Origin of the sequence: Streptomyces umbrinus (genome assembly GCF_030817415.1) — a bacterium.
Taxonomy (GTDB): domain Bacteria; phylum Actinomycetota; class Actinomycetes; order Streptomycetales; family Streptomycetaceae; genus Streptomyces; species Streptomyces umbrinus_A.
The window spans coordinates 8,752,511-8,773,265 of the sequence record NZ_JAUSZI010000002.1; the positions used below are offsets into that span (position 1 = coordinate 8,752,511).

The 20,755-nt window shown below is 70.9% G+C and carries 17 protein-coding genes; 5 read left to right on the forward strand and 12 right to left on the reverse strand.

Annotated elements, in window-relative coordinates:
* Nucleotides 1-211 precede the first annotated feature (211 nt).
* Complete coding sequence (locus QF035_RS38655; RefSeq protein WP_307525702.1) at nt 212-1,516, reverse strand: MFS transporter; 1,305 nt, start codon at nt 1,514-1,516, stop codon at nt 212-214.
* A gap of 59 nt (nt 1,517-1,575) precedes the next feature.
* Complete coding sequence (locus QF035_RS38660; RefSeq protein WP_307525704.1) at nt 1,576-2,622, reverse strand: S66 family peptidase; 1,047 nt, start codon at nt 2,620-2,622, stop codon at nt 1,576-1,578.
* 103 nt (nt 2,623-2,725) lie between these two features.
* Between QF035_RS38660 and aroQ the strand changes: the two genes are divergently transcribed.
* Complete coding sequence (aroQ, locus tag QF035_RS38665) at nt 2,726-3,199, forward strand: type II 3-dehydroquinate dehydratase (protein WP_269653502.1); 474 nt, start codon at nt 2,726-2,728, stop codon at nt 3,197-3,199.
* Nucleotides 3,200-3,339: 140 nt separating this feature from the next.
* On the opposite strand, the gene QF035_RS38670 is transcribed toward aroQ, so the two are convergent.
* The 5 genes from QF035_RS38670 to QF035_RS38690 form a co-directional block, all read right to left on the reverse strand.
* Nucleotides 3,340-4,110, reverse strand: a complete 771-nt coding sequence (locus QF035_RS38670; RefSeq protein WP_307525707.1) for an amino acid ABC transporter ATP-binding protein — start codon at nt 4,108-4,110, stop codon at nt 3,340-3,342.
* Nucleotides 4,107-5,021 carry an amino acid ABC transporter permease gene (locus tag QF035_RS38675; RefSeq protein WP_307525709.1) on the reverse strand — a complete coding sequence of 305 codons (915 nt, stop codon included), beginning with the start codon at nt 5,019-5,021 and terminating at the stop codon, nt 4,107-4,109. Before QF035_RS38675 ends, QF035_RS38670 begins: the two co-directional genes overlap by 4 nt.
* Complete coding sequence (locus QF035_RS38680) at nt 5,018-5,902, reverse strand: ABC transporter substrate-binding protein (RefSeq protein ID WP_307525710.1); 885 nt, start codon at nt 5,900-5,902, stop codon at nt 5,018-5,020. Before QF035_RS38680 ends, QF035_RS38675 begins: the two co-directional genes overlap by 4 nt.
* Before the next feature lie 411 nt (nt 5,903-6,313).
* Nucleotides 6,314-6,970 carry an MBL fold metallo-hydrolase gene (locus QF035_RS38685; RefSeq protein ID WP_307525711.1) on the reverse strand — a complete coding sequence of 219 codons (657 nt, stop codon included), beginning with the start codon at nt 6,968-6,970 and terminating at the stop codon, nt 6,314-6,316.
* Between the two features lie 10 nt (nt 6,971-6,980).
* Nucleotides 6,981-7,703: a maleylpyruvate isomerase family mycothiol-dependent enzyme gene (locus tag QF035_RS38690; RefSeq protein ID WP_307525712.1), complete on the reverse strand. Its 723-nt coding sequence runs from the start codon at nt 7,701-7,703 to the stop codon at nt 6,981-6,983.
* 246 nt (nt 7,704-7,949) lie between these two features.
* Here QF035_RS38690 and uvrA point away from each other — a divergent pair, with 246 nt between their 5' ends.
* A complete protein-coding gene (gene uvrA / locus QF035_RS38695; protein ID WP_307525713.1) occupies nt 7,950-11,021 on the forward strand; it encodes an excinuclease ABC subunit UvrA in 3,072 nt (1,023 codons plus the stop codon).
* Between the two features lie 128 nt (nt 11,022-11,149).
* On the opposite strand, the gene QF035_RS38700 is transcribed toward uvrA, so the two are convergent.
* The 4 genes from QF035_RS38700 to QF035_RS38715 all read right to left on the reverse strand — a co-directional run bounded on the left by QF035_RS38700 (nt 11,150) and on the right by QF035_RS38715 (nt 14,759).
* Nucleotides 11,150-12,061: a carbohydrate kinase family protein gene (locus QF035_RS38700; protein ID WP_307525715.1), complete on the reverse strand. Its 912-nt coding sequence runs from the start codon at nt 12,059-12,061 to the stop codon at nt 11,150-11,152.
* Nucleotides 12,058-13,092: a LacI family DNA-binding transcriptional regulator gene (locus QF035_RS38705; protein WP_307525716.1), complete on the reverse strand. Its 1,035-nt coding sequence runs from the start codon at nt 13,090-13,092 to the stop codon at nt 12,058-12,060. The genes QF035_RS38700 and QF035_RS38705 overlap by 4 nt, the downstream gene beginning before the upstream one ends.
* A 127-nt stretch (nt 13,093-13,219) precedes the next feature.
* Nucleotides 13,220-14,167 carry a hypothetical protein gene (locus tag QF035_RS38710; RefSeq protein ID WP_307525718.1) on the reverse strand — a complete coding sequence of 316 codons (948 nt, stop codon included), beginning with the start codon at nt 14,165-14,167 and terminating at the stop codon, nt 13,220-13,222.
* A 241-nt stretch (nt 14,168-14,408) separates the two neighbouring features.
* Nucleotides 14,409-14,759, reverse strand: a complete 351-nt coding sequence (locus tag QF035_RS38715; protein WP_307525720.1) for a response regulator — start codon at nt 14,757-14,759, stop codon at nt 14,409-14,411.
* A 172-nt stretch (nt 14,760-14,931) separates the two neighbouring features.
* Here QF035_RS38715 and QF035_RS38720 point away from each other — a divergent pair, with 172 nt between their 5' ends.
* Nucleotides 14,932-16,311 (forward strand): ABC transporter substrate-binding protein, encoded by a 1,380-nt coding sequence (locus QF035_RS38720; RefSeq protein WP_307525722.1) that lies wholly within the window; start codon nt 14,932-14,934, stop codon nt 16,309-16,311.
* Between the two features lie 248 nt (nt 16,312-16,559).
* On the forward strand, nt 16,560-19,226 hold the full coding sequence (locus tag QF035_RS38725) for a PAS domain S-box protein (RefSeq protein ID WP_307525724.1): 2,667 nt from the start codon (nt 16,560-16,562) through the stop codon (nt 19,224-19,226).
* A 243-nt stretch (nt 19,227-19,469) separates the two neighbouring features.
* On the opposite strand, the gene QF035_RS38730 is transcribed toward QF035_RS38725, so the two are convergent.
* Entirely contained in the window at nt 19,470-19,661 is a 192-nt protein-coding gene (locus QF035_RS38730; protein ID WP_307525725.1) for a hypothetical protein, read from the reverse strand.
* Nucleotides 19,662-19,903: 242 nt separating this feature from the next.
* On the opposite strand from QF035_RS38730, the gene QF035_RS38735 reads away from it, so the two are divergent.
* Nucleotides 19,904-20,575: a response regulator gene (locus QF035_RS38735; protein ID WP_307525726.1), complete on the forward strand. Its 672-nt coding sequence runs from the start codon at nt 19,904-19,906 to the stop codon at nt 20,573-20,575.
* The last annotated feature ends 180 nt before the right edge of the window (nt 20,576-20,755 follow it).

Here is a 20,755-nt window from a genome sequence, read left to right on the forward strand (position 1 = left end):
CGCCACCGAACCTGCCCTTCGAGCTCGTGGGCGTATCGGCGGAGCTCCGCGGACTCGCGGACTCGCGGACTCGCGGGCTCGCGGACTCGCGGGCTCGCGGACTCGCGGGCTCGCGGACTCGCGGACTCGCGGGCTCGCGGGCTCGCGGGCTCGCGTAGACGCTTACGTAAGCGTCTACGCGAGCCCCCGCCCGGCGTACCCTGTGCCCGTTTCACCCCGTCGCCGGCTCCGTAGCCACAACAGCCACCGGCCGAGTCTCCGGCAGCAACGCGAAGCACCCCAGGCTGAGCAGTGCGATGCCCGTCAGATAGGCGGCCACGCCCCAGGGAACCCGCTCGCTCTGCTCGGCGACCGCCGTGGCCACGATCGGCGTGAGCGCACCCCCGAGCACACCGCCCAGGTTGTAGCCCACGGCCGCACCGGTGCACCGCACCCGAGGCTCGTACAGCTCCGGCAGATACGCGGCGATCACGCCGAACATCGTCACGAACGCGATCAGCGCGACCAGGAATCCGAGGAACATCAGCAGCGGCTCGCCCGTCGACAGCAGCGCGATCATCGGGAACATCCACAGGGCGGTGGCAGCGCAGCCCGCCAGACACAGCGGCCGCCGTCCGTAGCGGTCGCCGAGAATCGCCACCAACGGAGTCAGCGCGCCCTTCACCACGACGGCCCCCATGATGCAGGCCAGCATGACCGTACGGCTCACCCCGAGCCGCTCGGTCGCGTAGGCGAGGGACCAGGTCGTCACCGCGTAGAACACCGCGTATCCGATCGCGAGCGCCCCCGCCGTCAGCAGGACGAGCCGCCAGTGCTCGCGCACGACCTCGGCGAGCGGCACGCGCGCGTGCTCGCGCAGTTCGAGGAACTGGGGGCTCTCCGTCAGGGAGGAGCGCAGCCACAGCCCCGCCGCCGCGAGCACGCCCGCCGCCCAGAACGGCACCCGCCATCCCCAGCTCGCGAACTGTGCGTCGGAGAGGGCCGCCGACAGCACCAGCATCACCCCGTTGGCGAGGACGAACCCCACCGCGGGCCCGATCTGCGGGAAGCTCGACCACAACCCGCGCCGGTCGGCCGGAGCGTGCTCCGCGGTCAGCAGCACCGCCCCGCCCCACTCCCCGCCGAGCCCCAGCCCCTGCAGAAAACGCAGCACAAGGAGCAGCACGGGAGCGGCCGTACCGATGGAGTCGTACGTCGGTACGCAGCCGACCGCGACGGTCGCCGCGCCGGTCAGCAACAAGGAGAGGACGAGAACGGGCCGTCGTCCGTGCCGGTCCCCGATGTGCCCGAACAGGACCGAGCCCAACGGCCGCGCCACGAACCCGACTCCGAACGTCCCGAAGGCCGCCAGTGTCCCCGCCACCGGCGAGAACGTGGGGAAGAAGAGCGGGCCCAGGACGAGCGCGGCCGCCGTCCCGTAGACGAAGAAGTCGTAGAACTCGATGGCCGTCCCCGCGAGCGAGGCCGCCGCGAGCCGCGGCATGGAAGGGGGCTTTACTGTGCGTGCACGGTGCATGCCGCGTCAACTACCCACGGTCACCAAGGGTTACGGGGGCGCGTGGGGGCCCAGTGGCCTCAGTAGGTCACCGTGATGCGCCGGGCGGGGCCGTCCACGCGGATCACTCCTCCGTAGGGGATGACGATCTGCGGGTCGGTGTGCCCGAGATCCACGTCGAGGACCACGGTGGCGTCGGGGGCGTACGCCTCCATGGCGCGCAACACGGCCTCGCGCTGTTCCGTCGCGTAACGGGCGCCCTCCTCAGGGCTGTTGGGGCGTTCGAAGGACCACGTCTTGGGCCGGCCCATCAGGAGTGCGGAGAAGCGCTGGAGCAGTCCGCGCTCGCCCATGTTCCGCAGGACGCGGAACACCTCCTCGGCGCTGGGCAGTTCCTCCGAGGTCTCCAGGAAGAGCACGCCGCCGTCGTGGACGGAGAGGTCGCGCGGGATCTCCCGGTCGGCCATCAGCAGCCAGGCCAGGATCTCCGGACAGCCGCCCCAACTGCGGCCCTCCACCACCCGGTCGGCGTTGACCCAGGTCCATCCGGTGCCGGGCCGGGTCTCCGGTTCCGACGCGAAGGTCGCCGGGTCCGCCCAGTCGCGGTCGACGTCGCGCCACCGCTCCGCAGGACGCAGTTCGTACTCGCCCGAGCTGAAGAGAGCCGCGCGTACGGATTCGGCGGTCAGCGGGTCCATGGCGCCGGGCCGGCCCAGCTCGCCCATCACGCTCGCGCCGTGGTAGCCGACGATTCCCGTGTTCCACAGGTACGCCAGCAGGCACGTGTTGTCGCTGTACCCGAAGAACGGCTTCGGGTTGGCGTGGATCAACTCCCGGTCCAGCAGCGGCAGCACGGTGATCTGGTCGTCACCGCCGATCGACGCCATGACAGCCTTGACGTCCGGATCGGCAAAGGCCGCGTGGATGTCGTCGGCCCGCTCCTGAGGCGTCGACCCCATCCTCCGGGTCGCCGGATACTCGACCGGTTCGAGGCCGTACTCCTTGCGCAGCCGCTCCAGGCCCAACTCGTACGGGAGCGGAAGGATCCCCGGCAGCGCGGCGGACGGCGAGATCACGGCCACCCGGTCGCCGGGCACGGGCTTGGGCGGGTACGCGGGAGTCGTCATGCGAGGGAGGGTAGGGGCCGTCCCGGTGTCGGCGCACCGTGATAAACCGGGTCTGAGCAGCGGTCCTGAACGGGCCGAGCCATCCGACCGGACCGGAGGACCCGTGCCCCGCACCCTCGCCAACGCCCCGATCATGATTCTGAACGGCCCCAACCTGAACCTCCTCGGGCAGCGCCAGCCGGAGATCTACGGCTCCGACACCCTCGCCGACGTCGAGGCGATGTGCGCCAAGGCGGCGGCCGCGCACGGTGGCACGGTAGACTTCCGCCAGTCCAACCACGAGGGCGAGCTGGTCGACTGGATCCACGAGGCACGCCTCGGCCACTCCGGCATCGTGATCAACCCGGGCGCCTACTCGCACACCTCCGTCGCGATCCTGGACGCCCTGAACACCTGCGACGGGCTGCCCGTGCTGGAGGTCCACATCTCCAACATCCACAAGCGCGAGGAGTTCCGCCACCACTCGTACGTCTCGCTCCGCGCCGACGGCGTGATCGCGGGCTGCGGAGTGCAGGGTTACGTGTTCGGGGTCGAGCGGGTCGCGGCGCTGGCGGGAGCGGCTCGGGCGGAGGCCTGACGGGAGGCCCCGGGCGGACGGCGGCCGATTGTCAGTGGCGGGTGCCACCATCGACGCATGACCTTGATCCAGGATTTCCGAACGCCGTCCACGTCCGCCCCGGGCCGCGAATCCCGACCCGCGCCGCGCCAGGCCGTCGACTACAGCCGTCCAGCCTCCACGATCCGGCGCAGGAAACGCCGCGTGCGTTCCTCCCGCGGGTCGCCGAACACCTCCTCGGCCGTGCCCCGTTCCAGTACGACGCCGCCGTCGAGGAAGCAGACCTGGTCCGCGACGTCGCGGGCGAAGCCCATCTCATGGGTGGCCAGCACCATGGTCATGCCGTCGTCCTTCAAGTCCCGCACGACAGCGAGGACTTCACCCACCAGCTCCGGGTCGAGGGCCGCGGTGATCTCGTCGAGGAGCAGCAGCCTGGGGCGTACGGCCAGGGCGCGGACGATCGCGGCCCGCTGCTGCTGGCCGCCGCTCAGCCGGTCCGGGTACTCGCCCGCCTTGGCACCGAGCCCGAGCCGGTCGAGCAGCTCACGGGCGTGTGCCTCCGCCTCCGCGCGGTCCACGCCGTGCACGCGGCGCGGGGCCAGCGTGATGTTCTGCAGGACCGTCATGTGCGGAAAGAGGTTGTACGCCTGGAAGACCACGCCGATCCGGCGGCGCACCGCGTCCTGGTCGGCCCGGGGGTCGGTGATCTCCTCGTCGTCCAGCCAGATCGCGCCGTCGTCGATCTCCTCCAGCAGATTCGCGCAGCGCAGCAGCGTCGACTTGCCCGAGCCCGAGGCTCCGATCAGCGCTGTGACCGTGTGCGGGGCGACCTCCAGATCGACGTCACGCAGGACGACCGAGTCGCCGAAGGTCTTGCGAACGGCCTCCATCCGCAGCACGGGTACGCCGGAGTCCTTGGGCGTCTCACTCATATGCTCCCTCCCTGCGCCTGCCGCCGGTCCATACGTGCCGTGACCCAGTCGGTGAAGCGGGTCATCGGGATGGTCAGCGCGACGAAGACCAGCCCCGCGACGATGTACGGCGTGTAGTTGAGGCTGCGGCCGACGATGATGTCCGCGGCGCGCACGGCGTCGACGGCTCCGCCGATCGAGACGAGTCCGGTGTCCTTCTGCAGCGAGACCAGGTCGTTGAGCAGCGGCGGCACCTGACGGCGTACGGCCTGGGGGAGCACCACGTACCGCAGTGCCTGCCGGTTGCTCAGCCCCAGCGAGCGGGCCGCGGCGCGCTGGGAGGGGTGGACCGACTCGATGCCGGCGCGGAACACCTCGGCGACGTATGCCGAGTAGGTCAGGGTGAGCGCCGTCCCGCCGAGCAGCACCGGATCGACCGTGATGCCCTGAAGCCGCAGCGCAGGCACGCCCAGGACCACGATCATCAGGTTGATGATCAGCGGCAGCCCGCGGAAGAAGTCGGTGTACGCGGCTGCCAGCGCCCTCAGCGGGAAGAACACCGGGCCGCGCAGGGTGCGGGCGACGGCGATCAGCATGCCGAGGACGAGGACCGCCGCGCCGCACACCAGCAGGAGCCGGACGTTCAGCCACAGCCCTTCCAGGACCTTGGGGAACGCCTCGCGCGCGTACTGCGCGCTGAAGAACGTCTCCTTGGTGCGCGGCCAGCCGGGCGCGTTGACGACGACGAGGTAGAGGACGATGCCGGTCACGAGGGTGGACAGCGCGGCGATCGCCGTCGCGCGGCGGGCACGGGAGCGCTTGTACCGCTCTCGCTCGATCCGCCGCCGCGACGGTACGTACGCCTCGTGCGCCTCTTCCTCGCCGGAGTCTCCTTCCGGCTCTCCGCCCGACTCCTCCTTCACGAGCGTCACTTGAGGACCGGCGCGTCGACGGCGTCGGACAGCCACTGCTTCTCGACGGCGGCGAGGGTGCCGTCCTCGCGCAGGGCGTCCACGGCGTCCGTCACGCATGAGGTGAGCGCGCTGCCCTTGTCCAGGACGAGTCCGAACTGCTCGGGTGTACCGCCCTGGTTCTCGAACTGTCCGACGATCCTCGCGTCCGTCACCTCGGCCGCGGTGATGTAGAACGCGGTCGGCAGGTCGACGACGATGGCGTCCACCTGACCGTTCTTCAGTGCGGACTTGGCCTGGTCGTTCTTCGCGTACGCGGCCGGCTGCTCTGTCGGCTTCACCACGTCGTTGATGTAGTCCAGGCTGGTGGTGCCGACCTGGGCGCCCAGCTTCACGCCCTTGAGGTCGGCGATGCTCTTCGCCTTGGCGGCCTTGGAGTCCTTCAGCGCGATGACAGCCTGGCGCACGTCGTAGTAGCCGGACGAGAAGTCGACGGCCTTCTTGCGCTCGTCGCTGATCGACACCTGGTTGATGTCGAAGTCGAAGGTCTTCTCGCCGGGCGCGAAGGCCTTGTTGAAGGGCACGCTCTGCCAGACGACATCGCCCTTGTCGTAGCCGAGCTGCTTCGCCACGGCGTACGCGACGGCCGACTCGAAGCCCTTGCCGTTGAGCGGCTTGCCGTCCTTGAACCACGGCTCGTACGCGGGTTCGTCGGTCGCGATGGTCAGCTTCCCGGAGACTTCCGTGTCCAGTTCACCCTTGGCGCACGCCTGGGCGCCGGAACCGGAGGGCTTGTCGGAGGCCTTCTCCTCGGGCTGCGGGGCGCAGCCGACGGCGACGGCGAGCAGAGCGACGGTGGCGGTGGACGCGGCGCGGCGCAAGGCGCGTTGGGCAAGATGCATGGCGGGAGAGTGGCAGTGGGCAGGCCCGTCTGTCGAGGTCACAGGGGCAACTGTCCGCATGATGGGAACTGGTGTTGCAATGTTGTGAACTCGTGGGCGCAAGGGCGTCACGACGTCCTGGGCGGTGGCCGCCGGACGTCGGCCACCGCCGCCAGGGCGGGGCCGCCGGCCGAGGGCGGGGATCGAAAGGCCGGCGACCCGTCCGCGCAGGAGCCGTCATCCTGTGCGGGACCAGCTACCAGTGGACCGCGCGCTCCCCGTGCGCCGGGAGCGCGTGCGGGGCACCGGAGTGTGCGCTCTGTTCACACGGGGCGCGCACCGGCGCGCACGGCCGGGGACCGCACACCCGACATCGGACGCCTCACCAACTCCGGCCCGGCGATGGGCGATTAGCCTTCGGTCGGGTGTGGTTCACCAGCCCCGTGCGTGCCACTCCGGCAGGTGCGGACGTTCGGCGCCCAGCGTCGTGTCGTCGCCGTGTCCCGGGTAGACCCAGGTCTCGTCCGGCAGCGCGTCGAAGATCTTCGTCTCGACGTCGTGGATCAGACTGGCGAACGCCTTCGCGTCCTTACGCGTGTTGCCCACACCACCCGGGAAGAGACAGTCCCCCGTGAACACATGCGGGTGCCCGTGCGGGTCGTCGTAGACCAGGGCGATCGAGCCGGGCGTGTGCCCCACCAGATGGCGTGCGGTCAGCTCCACGCGGCCCACCCGGATCGTGTCGCCGTCCTGGACGGGCACGTCCGTCGGTACGGGGATGCCTTCGGCGTCGTCCCGTCCCGCGTACGTGCGCGCGCCCGTGGCTGTCACGACCTCCGCGAGTGCCTGCCAGTGGTCGCCGTGCTGATGCGTGGTGACGACGGACGCGATGCCGTCGTCACCGATCAGCGTGAGGAGAGTCGCGGCGTCGTTGGCCGCATCGATCAGCAGCTGCTCGTCCGTGGCCCGGCAGCGCAGCAGATAGGCGTTGTTGTTCATCGGGCCGACCGCGACCTTGGAGATCATCAGGTCCCGCAACTCGTGCACATCTGCAGGGCCGCCGACCGTCACCGCTCCGCTGTACGTCATGGCGCTCAGCCTATAGCGGGGGGAGTGCGGGCAGCGGACCGCCTTCGACGCTCAGCGCGGACCCGTCGCGGCGGCCCGCGAGCCAGCCGAGGAGAGCGGGCGCGGAGCCGGTCACAGTCAGTTCTGCGCCGCCCTCGGTGCCCACGGCCCGCTCCAGGTCGCCGTCTCCGGAGACGCGTCCCGTGCTCCACGCGCGCGTGCCGTCGGTGACACGCGTGTGCGGCACCTCGGGGTGCCCGGCGAAGCGGTCCGTGAGGAAGACGATCTCCCGCTCCACGAACTCCTCCGGGAGGTCCTCCAGGTCGTACCCGATCCCCAGATCGACGTGGTGCAGCTCGACCTCGATCCAGCGCCGGAACGGCACCCCGGACGCCGAGTCGGTGACTCCGTTGCGCAGCTCCACCGTGCGGGACCAGTCCGCGGGCGCGGCCCCCGCCTCCTGGAAGCGGGCCGCGCTCTCGCGGAGATCGGTGAGCTGTGTCTCCAGGGGGCGCGGGGCGTCCCGCCCGATGTCGGCGTCCCGGGCCTCCCCGGAGACATACATCGGTCGGCCTTCGAGGACGTTCACGAGAGCGTCCGCGTTTCGGGCCAGGTGGGCCAGGACGTGGCCGCGGCTCCAGCCGGGCAGCCGTGACGGCTCGGCCACGGAGGCGTTGTCCAGTTTGCCGACTGCGGTGAGGAGCCGCTCGGTCGCGTCACGTACAGACGCCAGGTCGCGCACATGATCGTTCATGGGCCCGACGATAGTCCCGCCACACGTTTGGGTGAAGGTTGCGGGCGGCCGCCGTAAATCGAATGCACGTGCTATATGGTCGGGTGCGGCGTCGGGCATGCTGGAGGGCCCGGGATTGTTGTGAACGAGGGAAACCAGACCGGCGCTGTCAGTGGCTCCCTCTAGTCTGAAAAAGACGGGGCCCCGTCGTCTGAAAAGCCGGGGGCCTCGCCCCTGTCACTTCTCTCAAGAAAGGTGCGGACCGGCGTGGCCGACCGTCTCATCGTCCGTGGAGCGCGCGAGCACAATCTGAAGAATGTCTCGCTCGACCTCCCGCGCGACTCGCTCATCGTCTTCACGGGCCTGTCGGGGTCGGGCAAGTCCTCGCTGGCCTTCGACACGATCTTCGCCGAGGGCCAGCGGCGCTATGTGGAGTCGCTCTCCTCGTACGCCCGGCAGTTCCTCGGCCAGATGGACAAGCCGGATGTCGACTTCATCGAAGGTCTCTCCCCGGCGGTCTCCATCGACCAGAAGTCGACCTCGCGCAACCCGCGCTCGACGGTCGGCACCATCACCGAGGTCTACGACTATCTGCGTCTGCTCTTCGCGCGCATCGGCAAGCCGCACTGCCCCGAGTGCGGCCGCCCCATCACACGCCAGTCGCCGCAGGCCATCGTCGACAAGGTCCTGGAGCTGCCGGAGGGAAGCCGCTTCCAGGTCCTGTCGCCGCTGGTGCGCGAGCGCAAGGGCGAGTTCGTCGACCTCTTCTCCGATCTCCAGACCAAGGGGTACAGCCGCGCCCGGGTGGACGGCGAGACGATCCAGCTCACCGAGCCGCCCACGCTGAAGAAGCAGGAGAAGCACACCATCGAGGTGGTCATCGACCGCCTCACGGTCAAGGAGGGCGCCAAGCGCCGGCTGACCGACTCCGTGGAGACCGCCCTCGGTCTCTCCGGAGGCATGGTGGTGCTGGACTTCGTCGACCTCCCCGCCGACGACCCCGAGCGCGAGCGCATGTACTCGGAGCACCTGTACTGCGCGTACGACGACCTGTCCTTCGAGGAGCTGGAGCCCCGCTCCTTCTCCTTCAACTCCCCCTTCGGCGCCTGCCCGGACTGCACGGGTATCGGCACGCGCATGGAGGTCGACCCGGAGCTGATCGTCCCGGACGAGGACAAGTCCCTCGACGAGGGCGCCATCCACCCCTGGTCGCACGGCCACACCAAGGACTACTTCGGACGCCTCATCGGAGCCCTCGCGGACGCGTTGGGATTCCGGACCGACATCCCCTTCGCCGGTCTTCCGCAGCGCGCCAAGAAGGCACTGATCCACGGACACAAGACGCAGATCGAGGTCCGCTACCGCAACCGGTACGGCAGAGAGCGTGTCTACACCACGCCCTTCGAAGGGGCCGTCCCCTTCGTGAAGCGCCGGCACAGCGAGGCCGAGAGCGACGCGAGCCGCGAGCGCTTCGAGGGCTACATGCGCGAGGTGCCCTGCCCCACCTGTCAGGGCACGCGCCTCAAGCCGGTCGTCCTCGCGGTCACGGTCATGGAGAAGTCGATCGCCGAGGTCTCCGCGATGTCCATCAGCGACTGCGCGGACTTCCTGGGCGAGCTGAAGCTCGACGCCCGCGACAAGAAGATCGCCGAGCGCGTCCTGAAGGAGGTCAACGAACGACTGCGGTTCCTGGTCGACGTAGGCCTGGACTATCTGTCGCTCAACCGCGCCGCGGGCACCCTGTCCGGCGGCGAGGCCCAGCGCATCCGCCTCGCGACCCAGATCGGCTCGGGCCTGGTCGGCGTACTGTACGTGCTGGACGAGCCCTCCATCGGCCTGCACCAGCGTGACAACCACCGGCTCATCGAGACCCTGGTCCGGCTGCGCGACATGGGCAACACGCTCATCGTCGTCGAGCACGACGAGGACACCATCAAGGTCGCCGACTGGATCGTCGACATCGGCCCCGGTGCGGGCGAGCACGGCGGCAAGGTCGTGCACAGCGGCTCCCTGAAGGAGCTGCTCGCCAACGACGAGTCGATGACCGGTCAGTACCTGTCCGGCAAGAAGGCCATCCCGCTGCCCGACATCCGGCGCCCCCACGACCCGTCCCGGCAGCTCACGGTGCACGGCGCCCGCGAGAACAACCTGCAGGACATCGACGTGTCGTTCCCGCTGGGCGTCCTCACGGCCGTCACGGGAGTCTCCGGATCCGGCAAGTCCACGCTGGTCAACGACATCCTGTACACGCACCTGGCCCGCGAGCTGAACGGCGCCAGAAGCGTTCCCGGGCGGCACACGCGCGTGGACGGCGACGACCTCGTCGACAAGGTCGTGCACGTCGACCAGTCGCCCATCGGCCGCACCCCCCGGTCGAACCCGGCTACGTACACCGGGGTCTTCGACCACGTCCGCAAGCTGTTCGCCGAGACGACCGAGGCGAAGGTCCGCGGCTACCTGCCCGGCCGCTTCTCCTTCAACGTCAAGGGCGGCCGCTGCGAGAACTGCTCGGGCGACGGCACGATCAAGATCGAAATGAACTTCCTCCCGGACGTGTACGTCCCGTGCGAGGTCTGCCACGGTGCCCGCTACAACCGGGAGACCCTGGACGTCCACTACAAGGGCAAGTCCATCGCCGACATCCTGAACATGCCGATCGAGGAAGGCATGCACTTCTTCGAGGCGGTCCCGGCGATCTCCCGCCACCTCAAGACGCTGAACGACGTCGGCCTCGGCTATGTCCGGCTCGGCCAGTCCGCGACCACCCTGTCCGGTGGTGAGGCCCAGCGCGTCAAGCTCGCCAGCGAGCTCCAGAAGCGCTCGACCGGACGCACGGTGTACGTCCTCGACGAGCCGACCACCGGTCTGCACTTCGAGGACATCAGCAAGCTGCTCACCGTGCTGTCCGGCCTGGTCGACAAGGGCAACACGGTCATCGTCATCGAGCACAACCTCGACGTCATCAAGACGGCCGACTGGGTCGTCGACATGGGCCCCGAGGGCGGAGGCGGCGGTGGCCTCGTCATCGCGGAGGGCACACCCGAGGAGATCGCCGGGGTTCCGGCCAGCCACACGGGCAAGTTCCTGCGAGAGGTCCTGGGCGCCGAGCGCGTCAGCGACGCCTCGGAGGTGAAGGCCCCGCGCAGGACGGCCGCCAAGAAGGCGGTGGCCGCCAGGTCGACGGCGAAGAAGACGGCGACGGCCAAGACCACGACCGCCAGGACCACCACCAAGGCCACCACCGAAAAGGCCGCCAACAACGCGGCGACCAAGAAGGCAGCCGCGGTCACGAAGAAGACGACCCCGGCGAAGAAGACGACGAGGGCCCGCAAGGCCTGAGCCGATTCGTTCGTACGCGTACGTATGTACGCGTACATACGCCACGCACAACGCGCCGCGTCCCACGGGAAACTCAAGTTCCCGTGGGACGCGGCGCGTTGCACAATCAGCAGCTCAACTCATGCCCGTCAGAAAACGCCCACCTCATGCGCGTACGGCGGCTCCGCGCCCGCCCGTGAGCAGGTGATCGCCGCGGCCCGGGCGGCGAACCGCAGCAACTCGGCCCAGCCGTCGGCGCCCAGACCCGCGAGCGCCGGCCCGGAGAGCGCGTCGCGGGCGGCGAGGCCGTGCAGCAGCGCCGCGTTCACCGTGTCGCCCGCGCCGATGGTGTCCACCACGTCGACGGGTTCGCCCGGCACGGCGTACTCCGCGCCGTCACGGGTGAAGGCGGTCAGCCCGTCGGCGCCCCGCGTGACGACCACGGCGGAGGGGCCTGAGGCCAGCCACTCGCGCGGAGTACCGCCGAGCCATTCCGCGTCCTCCTCGGACAGCTTGAGCAGCGACACCGACGGCAGCCAGCTCTTGAACCGGGCCCGGTAGGCGTCCGCGTCCGGGATCAGCACCGAGCGGATATTGGGGTCGAGCGCGGTGAACACACCCTGCGCGGACGCGATCCGCATCAGCTCCTCGTACGCCGTCGCGCCCGGCTCCAGCACGAGCGAGCAGGTGCCGAACGACACCGCCCTTGTCCCGTCCGGGAGTTGGGAGGGCGCCGAGAACAGCCGGTCCGCGGTGCCCTCGACGTAGAAGGAGTAGCGGGCCGAACCGCCCGCGCCGATCGACGCGACGGCGAGGGTCGTCGGCTCGGCGCCCCGCTGTACGGACGACACGTCGACGCCCGCCTCGCGCAGTCCGCCGACCAGGGCCTCGCCGAAGGCGTCCTCGGAGATCCGCGAACAGAAGGCCGCGGGAGAGCCGAGCCGGCCCAGCGCCACCGCCGTGTTGTAGGGGCCGCCGCCGCGCCGCGGGTCGAGCCCCGCGAGCGCGCCCGCCTCACGCGGCACCAGATCGATCAGGGCCTCACCGGCGACGACGATCACGAGTCGGATCCTTTCTCGGGGCAGCCGCACGAGGTGCGGTGCACGAACGCGGAGGGCAGCCGGACCGTACGGGCCTCGCGGCCGGGGGAGTCCAGCCGGTCGAGCAGCAGCCGTACGGCCTGGGCACCGATCTCCTTGCTGGGCTGGGAGATCGCGGTGAGCCGGGGCGAGAAGAGGTCCGCCCAGGAGAAGTCGTCGAAGCAGCACAGGGCCAGGTCGCCGGGCACGGACAGACCCCTCTCGCGCACGGCCCGCAGCGCGCCGATGGTCATCGCGTTGTTGGCGGTGACCAGTGCCGTCGGCGGCGCCGGGAGGGACAGCAGGGCGTCGGTCGCGCGCTCGGCGCCCGCCGCCTCGGAGTTGCCGGGGACCACGAGCCGCTCGTCGTACGGGAGCCCCGCGTACGCCAGGCCATGCCGGTAGCCGGAGATCCGCTCACTCGTCGTGCTGAGCCCCGGCAGGCCCGCGACCAGGCCGATCCTCTTGTGACCCAGCTCGGCGAGATGCCTGACCAGGAGCGTGACGGGCTCGGCGTTCTCCGCGCAGACCTGGTCGAAGGCGAAACCCGGTGCCGTCCGGCCGCCGTCGACCAGCCGGTCCAGGAACACCGTCGGGACGTCGTGCCGCCCGAGATAGCCGAGCAGCTCCTCCGGATGCGCGGACGGTGCGACGAGCATGCCGTCCACCCGCCGCTCGTGCAGCAGTTGGACCACCTTGCGCTCATGCACCGGATCATCGTGCGGGTCCGCGATCAGCAGGCTGTAGCCGTGCTCCAGGGCACCGGCCTCCACACCCTGAAGGATCTCCGTGAAGTACGGGTTGCTGATCGCCGACACCGCGAGCCCGATCGACCGGGTGCGCGAGGTGACGAGGGATCTGGCCAGGGTGTTGGGCGTGTAGCCGAGCTCGTCGATGGCGTCGAGCACGGCCTGGCGGGTGGCCGGCCGCACCGGGCGGGTGTCGTTGAGTACGTGTGAGACCGTCGCGACGGACACGCCCGCGCTCCGGGCCACATCGACCATGGTCGCCATGGGTGAGCCCCCCTCGCCCTCGCCGACGCCCGCGTCGGGCGCCGTCCCGGATCGGACCGTACCCGATGCCGCGGGACACGTAAACGCTTACGTAAGCGTTTACGTCAAGAGCTCCGGGGGCGGCCCCTCACTCCCAGTCCCACCCGATCCCCACGATCCCCGACCGCACCCGCTGCTCCACCACGTGGACCGACCGGTGGGGGTCGCTCAGTGTCAGCTCCTGGCGGCCGCTCCGGGGTGCCGCGGCCGAGTGCTGGGTGAACCGGTGGCAGCGCACGGGCAGCGTGTCCTCGGCGAAGCGCACCTGGAGGGCGTACTGCCCGCCGGAGAAGCCGAACCCGCGGACGTACTCACCGCACACGTCGGCCGTGCCGTCCTCGACGCCGTAGCGGAACAGGAAGGTGTCGCCCGCGCGCAGCCGTGTGTCGAAGAGCAACTCGGCGACGAGGACACCGGTGTCGTGGTGCCAGAGGACGCGTCCCGTGCGGCAGTTCTCCAGGGCGTGCACCGCCATGCGCTCCGGGTCGCATCCCGGGTCGCCGTGGTGGATGGCGACGAAGCGGTCGATGCCCTCCTTGTGGGCGCGCACGATGTGCTGGGAGTCGCGTCCCAGCAGCTCGCGCCGGGTGCCGATCCGTACACGCTCGTGGTGGCCGATGGTGTGCAGTCCGCCGTCGAGCGGTGAGTCCAGCTCGGCCAGCAGCTTCTCCAGGGCGCCGGAGGCCTCCACCAGGGAGCGGTACGAGCGGGCCGCGGCGCGCTCCGCCTCGGGGCGCTCGTCGGCCTTCGCGAGCAGCCGGATCAGGGACTCGTCCGGCAGTTGGAGTATCTCCTCAAGGGCTCGCACGGCCCGCAGCGACTCGGGGCGCTGTGGACGCCGGGCGCCCTGCTGCCAGTAACTCAGGCTCGTCACGCCGACCTTGACCCCGTACCGCGTCAGATGGTGCTGGACGCGCTGCAGCGGCAGTCCACGGGTGGCGATCGCGGCGCGCAGGGCGACATGGAAGGGGCCGCCCCGCAGGGCCGTCTCCAGCTCCGCCGTGGCATCGCCCGCGTGTTGTGTGCCGTCCCGCATTCAGGGGCCTTTCTGTGAGTGCTCGCAACGACTGGTCGGGCCGTTCGCGCTGGTCGGAGGGGCACACGGTCGGCGTGCGGGGGACGCTCGCGTCCCTGTGCGGTGGTGCCCGCCCCAAGTCACCCCGCATTGAAGCGTGTTGATCAGGCCCGGACAACACCTGATGCGCAACCTCGCTGTCCGTACGCGCTCCCCGCCACCTCGGTCAGGACGTCCGGCCATCTCGGTCAGGGAGCCCGCCTCACGGCTCCAGCAGGTCCCGGATCGTCCGTGCCGACAGCGCCGACTTGGGCAGGAAGCCGCGGGCGGGGCTGTCCGCCACCAACTCCTGGAAGTCCTCCAGGGAGTGCGTCGAGATGAGGATCACGGCGGGCACGGTGTCCGCGAGCGCTCCTGCCACGTCGAGGCCGTTCTCGCCGTCCAGGTCGAGATCGACGAGGGCGACGTCCGGGGCGAGGTCCCGCGCGCGCGTGAGCGCCTCCGCGCCCGTCGAGGCGACGCCGACGACCCGGACCCCGCCGCGCTCCAGCAGGGCGCGCGCGGCCTCCAGGAACCGGGCGCTGTCATCGACGATGAGACAGCGCATGGACATGCGGACAGCTTCCCAACGGGCTGCCGGGTTGGCTTTCCGGCTAGCCGGAAAGTGCTGAAGTCCCATGCCGGATAACTTCGTTCGCGCCTACGGAGCGCAGTGCAGGGTGACGCGCGGTAGCATGTCGCTGCCCTGGGGTGACCGTGTCCTGTCGGTCTGGTGGGGATGCGCGATGAGAAAGCTCAACAGGAAAGCCGGTACGCACCGGACGCGCCGCGTGGTCCTCGCGGGAGTGCTGTCCGGGGCCCTGGTCGTCGTCGGCTGCGACGGGGGCGGGGACGGCAGTGAACGCTCTGCGAAGCGCGGCGACACCACGTGTGACGGCAGGCTCGAAGGCACCACCGACATCACCGTGTGGTTCCACGCGGGACCGAGCGGAGAGCTCGACACACTGCGCGGCCAGGTCAAGGACTTCAACGCCGGACAGAAGGACGTACGGGTCGAGTTGATCACGCTCCCCGAAGCGCGTCCGTACGACGAACTGGTCGTCTCCGCGGCCGCCAGCGGCGAACTGCCCGACCTGCTCGACTTCGACGGCCCGAACCTCTACAACTACGCCTGGTCGGGCAAGCTCAAGCCGATCGACTCCTGTGTGCCCGAGGCGGTGAAGGCCGATCTCCTGCCCTCGATCCGCAAACAGGGCACCTATGAGGGCCGGTTGTGGGGCGTCGGCACCTTCGACTCCGGGCTCGGCCTCTACGTACGCCCCTCCGTCCTGAAGCAGGCCGGAATCCGCGTCCCGAGCGGCCCGGACGACGCCTGGACGGCCACCGAACTGACCGGCATCCTGCGGAAGCTGCGCAAGGAGGGCTACGAAAGGCCCCTCGACCTGCGCCTCAACTACGCGCTCTCGGGCCAGGAGTGGAACACGTACGGGTTCGCGCCCGCCGTCTGGTCGGCCGGCGGAGACCTCATCGACCCCCGGGACCTGCGGACGGCGGAAGGTTTCCTCAACGGGCCCGGGGCGGTCGGGGCGATGACCACCCTCCAGAACTGGGTCAAGGAGGGGCTGGTCGACCCGAACAAGGACGACAAGGCCTTCACCAGCGGGCGCAGCCCCGTCTCCTGGGTGGGGCACTGGACGTACCCCGAGTTCAGCAAGGCGTTCCCGGACGACGTGAAGATCGTTCCGCTGCCCGACTTCGGCAAGGGAACCGTCACCGGGATGGGATCCTGGCAGTGGGGCGTCACCGCGGCCGCCGTCGACGGGGACGCGGTCTGGCGGTTCCTCGCCCACCTCCTGAAGCCCCGGGAGGTCCTGCGCATGAGCCGGGCCAACGGGGCGATCCCGGCGACGGACAGCGCCATCGAGCTCTCGCCGAGGTTCGCCGAGGGCGGTGCCGAGCGCCTGTTCATCGAGCAGCTGAAGAGCGGTGTGGCGCGGCCGCGGTCGCAGACCCCGGCCTATCCGGCGGTCAGCGGTGCCTTCTCGCGGGCCTTCGCGGAGATCATGCTCGACCGTGCCCCGGTGAAGGCCGCCCTGGACAAGGCGGTCCGCCGGATCGACAAGGACCTGGCCGACCACCAGGGTTACCCGTCGGCCGGGCCATGAGACCCGGCGGACGGCGTACCCCGGGCGGTATACGCGGGCCCGCGGACGCCGAACGAAGGCAGCCGGGCATCGTACGGAGATCCGTCGGCGCAGGCGGCCCTCTCCGCCTGCGGAGGCCCGGCCGGGGCGGACGGCCCGGACTTCCTGGCCCGTCCGGACGGCCTGGGCCGCCTGGACGGTCCGCACGGCCCGGGCGCCCGCGCGCCGGGACCTCGCTGCTCGCCCGGCTGCGCGTCGGCACCAAGCTCATGCTGCTGGTGCTGCTGCCGGTCTCCGGGCTCCTCGCCTTCACGGTCTTCTCGGCCGTGACCGACTGGCGCGAGGCGCGCACCCTGCGGGACTTCAGGACCGCCACGCGCGTCTCCTTCGCCCTGACCGCGCTCACCGAGTCCCTGGCCCGCGAACGCCTCGCCGAGGTCCTCGTGGCGGTGGCCCCGGACCGGTGGGGCGTGACGGCCGAACGGGACGCGGCCCGGAGCGCCACGGACCGGGCGCTGACCGCCGCGCTGACCGCCGCGCTGACCGCCGCGCTGACCGCCGCGCGGGCCGGCGCCGCGGACGGCACCGGGCAGCCGGACGTCCTCGGACAGCTCGACGCGAAGGGCCGGCAGCTCTTCGCGACCAGACTGGAGGCGGGCAGCGGCTCGTTCACCGCGACGGAGACCGAGCAGACATACGCGAGCCTCACGAACGACCTGCTCAACACCGTCCACCATCTCGACTCGGGCCGCCCCTCACGGGCCTCCGGCCGTGCCGCCGACGGCTGTCTGGCCGCACTGGAGGCCATCGAGGCCGCCGAACGCGAACGCGCCGACCTGGCCGTTCTGTTCGCGAAGGGACCAGGGAACGCCCCCGGTGCCGCAGGCAACCCCTGGCAGGCACTGGAGGCCGCCCAGCTCGACACCTTCCGGCAGAACGTCTCGGGACGGCTCAAGGTGCGGCTGTCGGGCGTGCTGCTCCAGCCCGCGGGCCGTACGGTCCGGGCCACGCGCGAAGCCCTCGCCGCGGGAGACACCGCGAAACTGCCCTCCCTGGACCGCTGGTTGGCCGCCTCCACCGGCCGCCTCACCGCCCTGCGCGCGATCGCGGACGCCGCCGAGGACGAGCTGGCGACCGCCGCCGACCGTGATCTGCGGGCCGTGAAGGACCGCGGCGAACGCGAACTGGGCCTCTCCGTAGTGGTCCTTCTCGCCGTCACCGTCCTCGCGCTGGCCCTGCGCCGCTCGATCAACCGACCCCTCACCGAGGTCTCCGAGGGCGCCAAGGCACTCGCCGACGGCGACCTGTCGTACGACATCCGCTACACGGGACGCGACGAGATCGGCGACGTGGCCGACACCTTTCGCGAACTCCACGTGACCAGCGAGCGGTTCGCCGCCGAGATCCGCACCATGAACACGGCGATCGACGACAACCGCCTCGGACACCGGGCCGACGTCGCGGCCTTCGGCGGGACCTGGGCGCAGCTGCTGCGCGGCATGAACGCCACCATGGCGTCGTTCGCCGCCGCCCACGGACGGCGCGACAAGGCCGAACAGGAGCTGGAGAGCATCTTCAACCTCTCCCTGGACCTGCTGTGCATCAGCGGCCTCGACGGCTACTTCAAGCGCGTGAACCCGGCCTTCGAGAGAACACTCGGCTACCCCGGCAGCACCCTGCTGTCCCGGCCGTACCTCGACTTCGTGCACGAGGAGGACCGGGACCGCGTCCAGGCCATCCTCGACCGGCTGGCGACCGGCGCCGAGGTCGTCGAGTTCGAGAACCGCTACGTACGAGGCGACGGCACCGAGTGCTGGCTCCAGTGGAGCTGCCGTCCCGTCATCGAGGAGGGCCTCATCTACGCCGCCGCGCGCGACGTCACCGAGAGCCGCCGCGCCGCCCGCGAACAGGCCGCGCTGCGCAGCGTCGCCACCCTGGTGGCCCGCGGCGTTCCGCCGCACGAGGTGCTCACGGCCGTCGCGCACGAGGTGGGACTGCTGCTGAGCACGGATTCCGCGGCCGTCCTGCGGTACGGGGCCGACGGCGCCGCCACCGTCCTCGGCTCCGCCCGCACGGGCGCGACGGAGGGCCAGGAGGCGGCCCGGGCGGTGGCCGCCACCGGGCGCGCGGCCCGCGTCGGCCGTTCCGTCGGGGCGCCGATCGTCGTCGACGACCGCCTGTGGGGGGCCGTCGTCGTGTCCGCCCCGCGCCCCGAACCGCTGCCCAGGGGAACCGAGTCGCGCCTCGCCGACTTCACGGAACTCCTCGCCACCGCCATCGCCAATGCCGACAGTCGCGCCCAACTGGCCGCCTCCCGCGCGCGCGTGGTGGCCGCCGGCGACGCGTCCCGGCGGCGCATCGAACGCGATCTGCACGACGGCGTCCAGCAGCGTCTCGTCTCGCTCCAGCTGGACCTGCGCACGGCCGAGTCCATGGCGGAGGACCAGCCGGCCGAGCTCGTCGAGCAGCTGGCACACATCGGCAAGGGCCTGGACGACGCCTTCGAGGACCTGCTGCAGATCTCCCGGGGCATCCATCCGGCGATCCTCTCCAAGGGCGGCCTCGGCCCCGCCCTGCGCGCCCTGGCCAGACGCTCCGCCGTGCCCGTGGAACTCGATCTGGAGCTGCCGGGGGCCCGCCTCCCGGAACAGATCGAGGTGGCCGTCTACTACGTGACCTCCGAGTGCCTAACCAACGCCGCCAAGCACGCGCGCGCGACGGTGGTCGAGGTCCGGGCGAGGGTGTACGAGGACGTACTGGAGGTCGTCATCGCCGACGACGGGGTCGGGGGAGCCGAACCGGGCGGCGGCTCAGGGCTGATCGGGCTCACCGACCGGGTCGAGGCGATCGGCGGCAGGCTGACCGTCAGAAGCCCGCCGGGCGGAGGGACCACGCTGATCGCACGGCTGCCCGTGCCGCGGTCCGCCGCGGAGTGACCGGCGGTCTTCCCGGGACCGACCGGCGGCCCTCCCGGGACCGACCGGCGGTCATCTCCCGACCGATCGGCAGTCGTCTCCGGCGTGACCGGCGGTCGTCTCCGGACTGACGGCGGTCGTCCCCGGACACGTGACTGCCCGGAACGTACGCAGCGTTGGAGGTCCAGTGAGGGGGAGTCCTGGACTCGGTGACGCGCGTGCGCTCCGGGCGGTCCGCACGGACGGTGCGGCAGCCGTCCTGCTTCAGGGGCGGGATGTCCCGCCGTTCGGTGCCGACCGCAGGCGCTTGGCGCGCACGACGTCGGGGTCGCGGGGGTCGAGGCCGGAGCGCAGGCCGTCCGCGTACCGCTCCTCGTCCCCGTACGGGGAGAACTCGTCCTCGTACGGCCGCACACGGACCGACCGCCGGCGCTTTTCGATCCGTGTCTGTCGCATCTTCCGCAGCCTTTCGGTCATCGGCCCGCCGCCCCTCGCGGGGCGGCGGCCCACCTGCATCTGCACTGCTACGAGCATTCCCTCGGACTGTCTTCGTGTCGTCACGGCCAGCCCCCGAAACGGCTTCCGGTTCTCCACCATTGCCCACCTGCGGCTAGCCGTAACCGGCCATGTCCGGCAGGCTGTTGGAGGCGTACCGCAGACGCGCACCGCACCGGTCGGCAGAGCGGACGGGGAGCACCATGGACGCAGCACAGCCGCCCGCGCGCGGGACGGTCGTCCTGGCCGACGACGACGTCCTGCTCAGAGAGGGTCTGGCCAGTCTCTGCGAGCGCCTCGGCTACGAGGTGGCGGGCCAGGCCGGCGACGCGAACGCGCTCCTGGAACTGGTCGCCGAGCACGTGCCGGACCTGGTGATCGTCGACATCAGGATGCCGCCCACCCACTCCACGGAAGGGCTGAAGGCGGCCCGCGGCATCCGCGAGCGGTATCCCGACCTCGGCATCCTCGTGCTGTCCGCCTTCGTGGAGGTCGAGGACGCCCTGGAGCTGCTCGCGAGTGGGCGGCGGATCGGCTATCTGCTGAAGAGCCGGGTCACGGTCGTGGACGAGTTCATCGAGGCGCTGGACCGCATCCGCAAGGGCGGCTCGGTCGTCGACCCCTCCCTGGTGCGGGAACTCGTCTCGGCCCAGCGCCGCGACGATCCGCTGTCCTTCCTCAGCACCCGGGAGCGGGAGGTTCTGGAGCTCATGGCCGAGGGCCGCTCGAACGCCGGGATCGGGCGGCGTCTGTGGGTGACCGAGGGCACGGTCGAGAAGCATGTCCGCAGCATTCTCGGCAAGCTGCGTCTGCCGGAGGCCGCGGACGACCACCGGCGGGTGCTGGCGGTGCTCACGTTCCTGGAGTCACGCTGAGCGCTCCGCGGGGGCGCTCCGCTGGGTCGGCCGGATTGAAGCTGCGGGTCGTTCGTGGCTTGTCGCGCCCACGCGGCGGAGCCGCATATGTCACAGCCCCGCGCCCCTTACGGGGCCCGTAAGGGGCGCGGGGTGCCTGGCACGGCATCCGCGGTGTCACACCCCGCCAGTAGGGTGTGA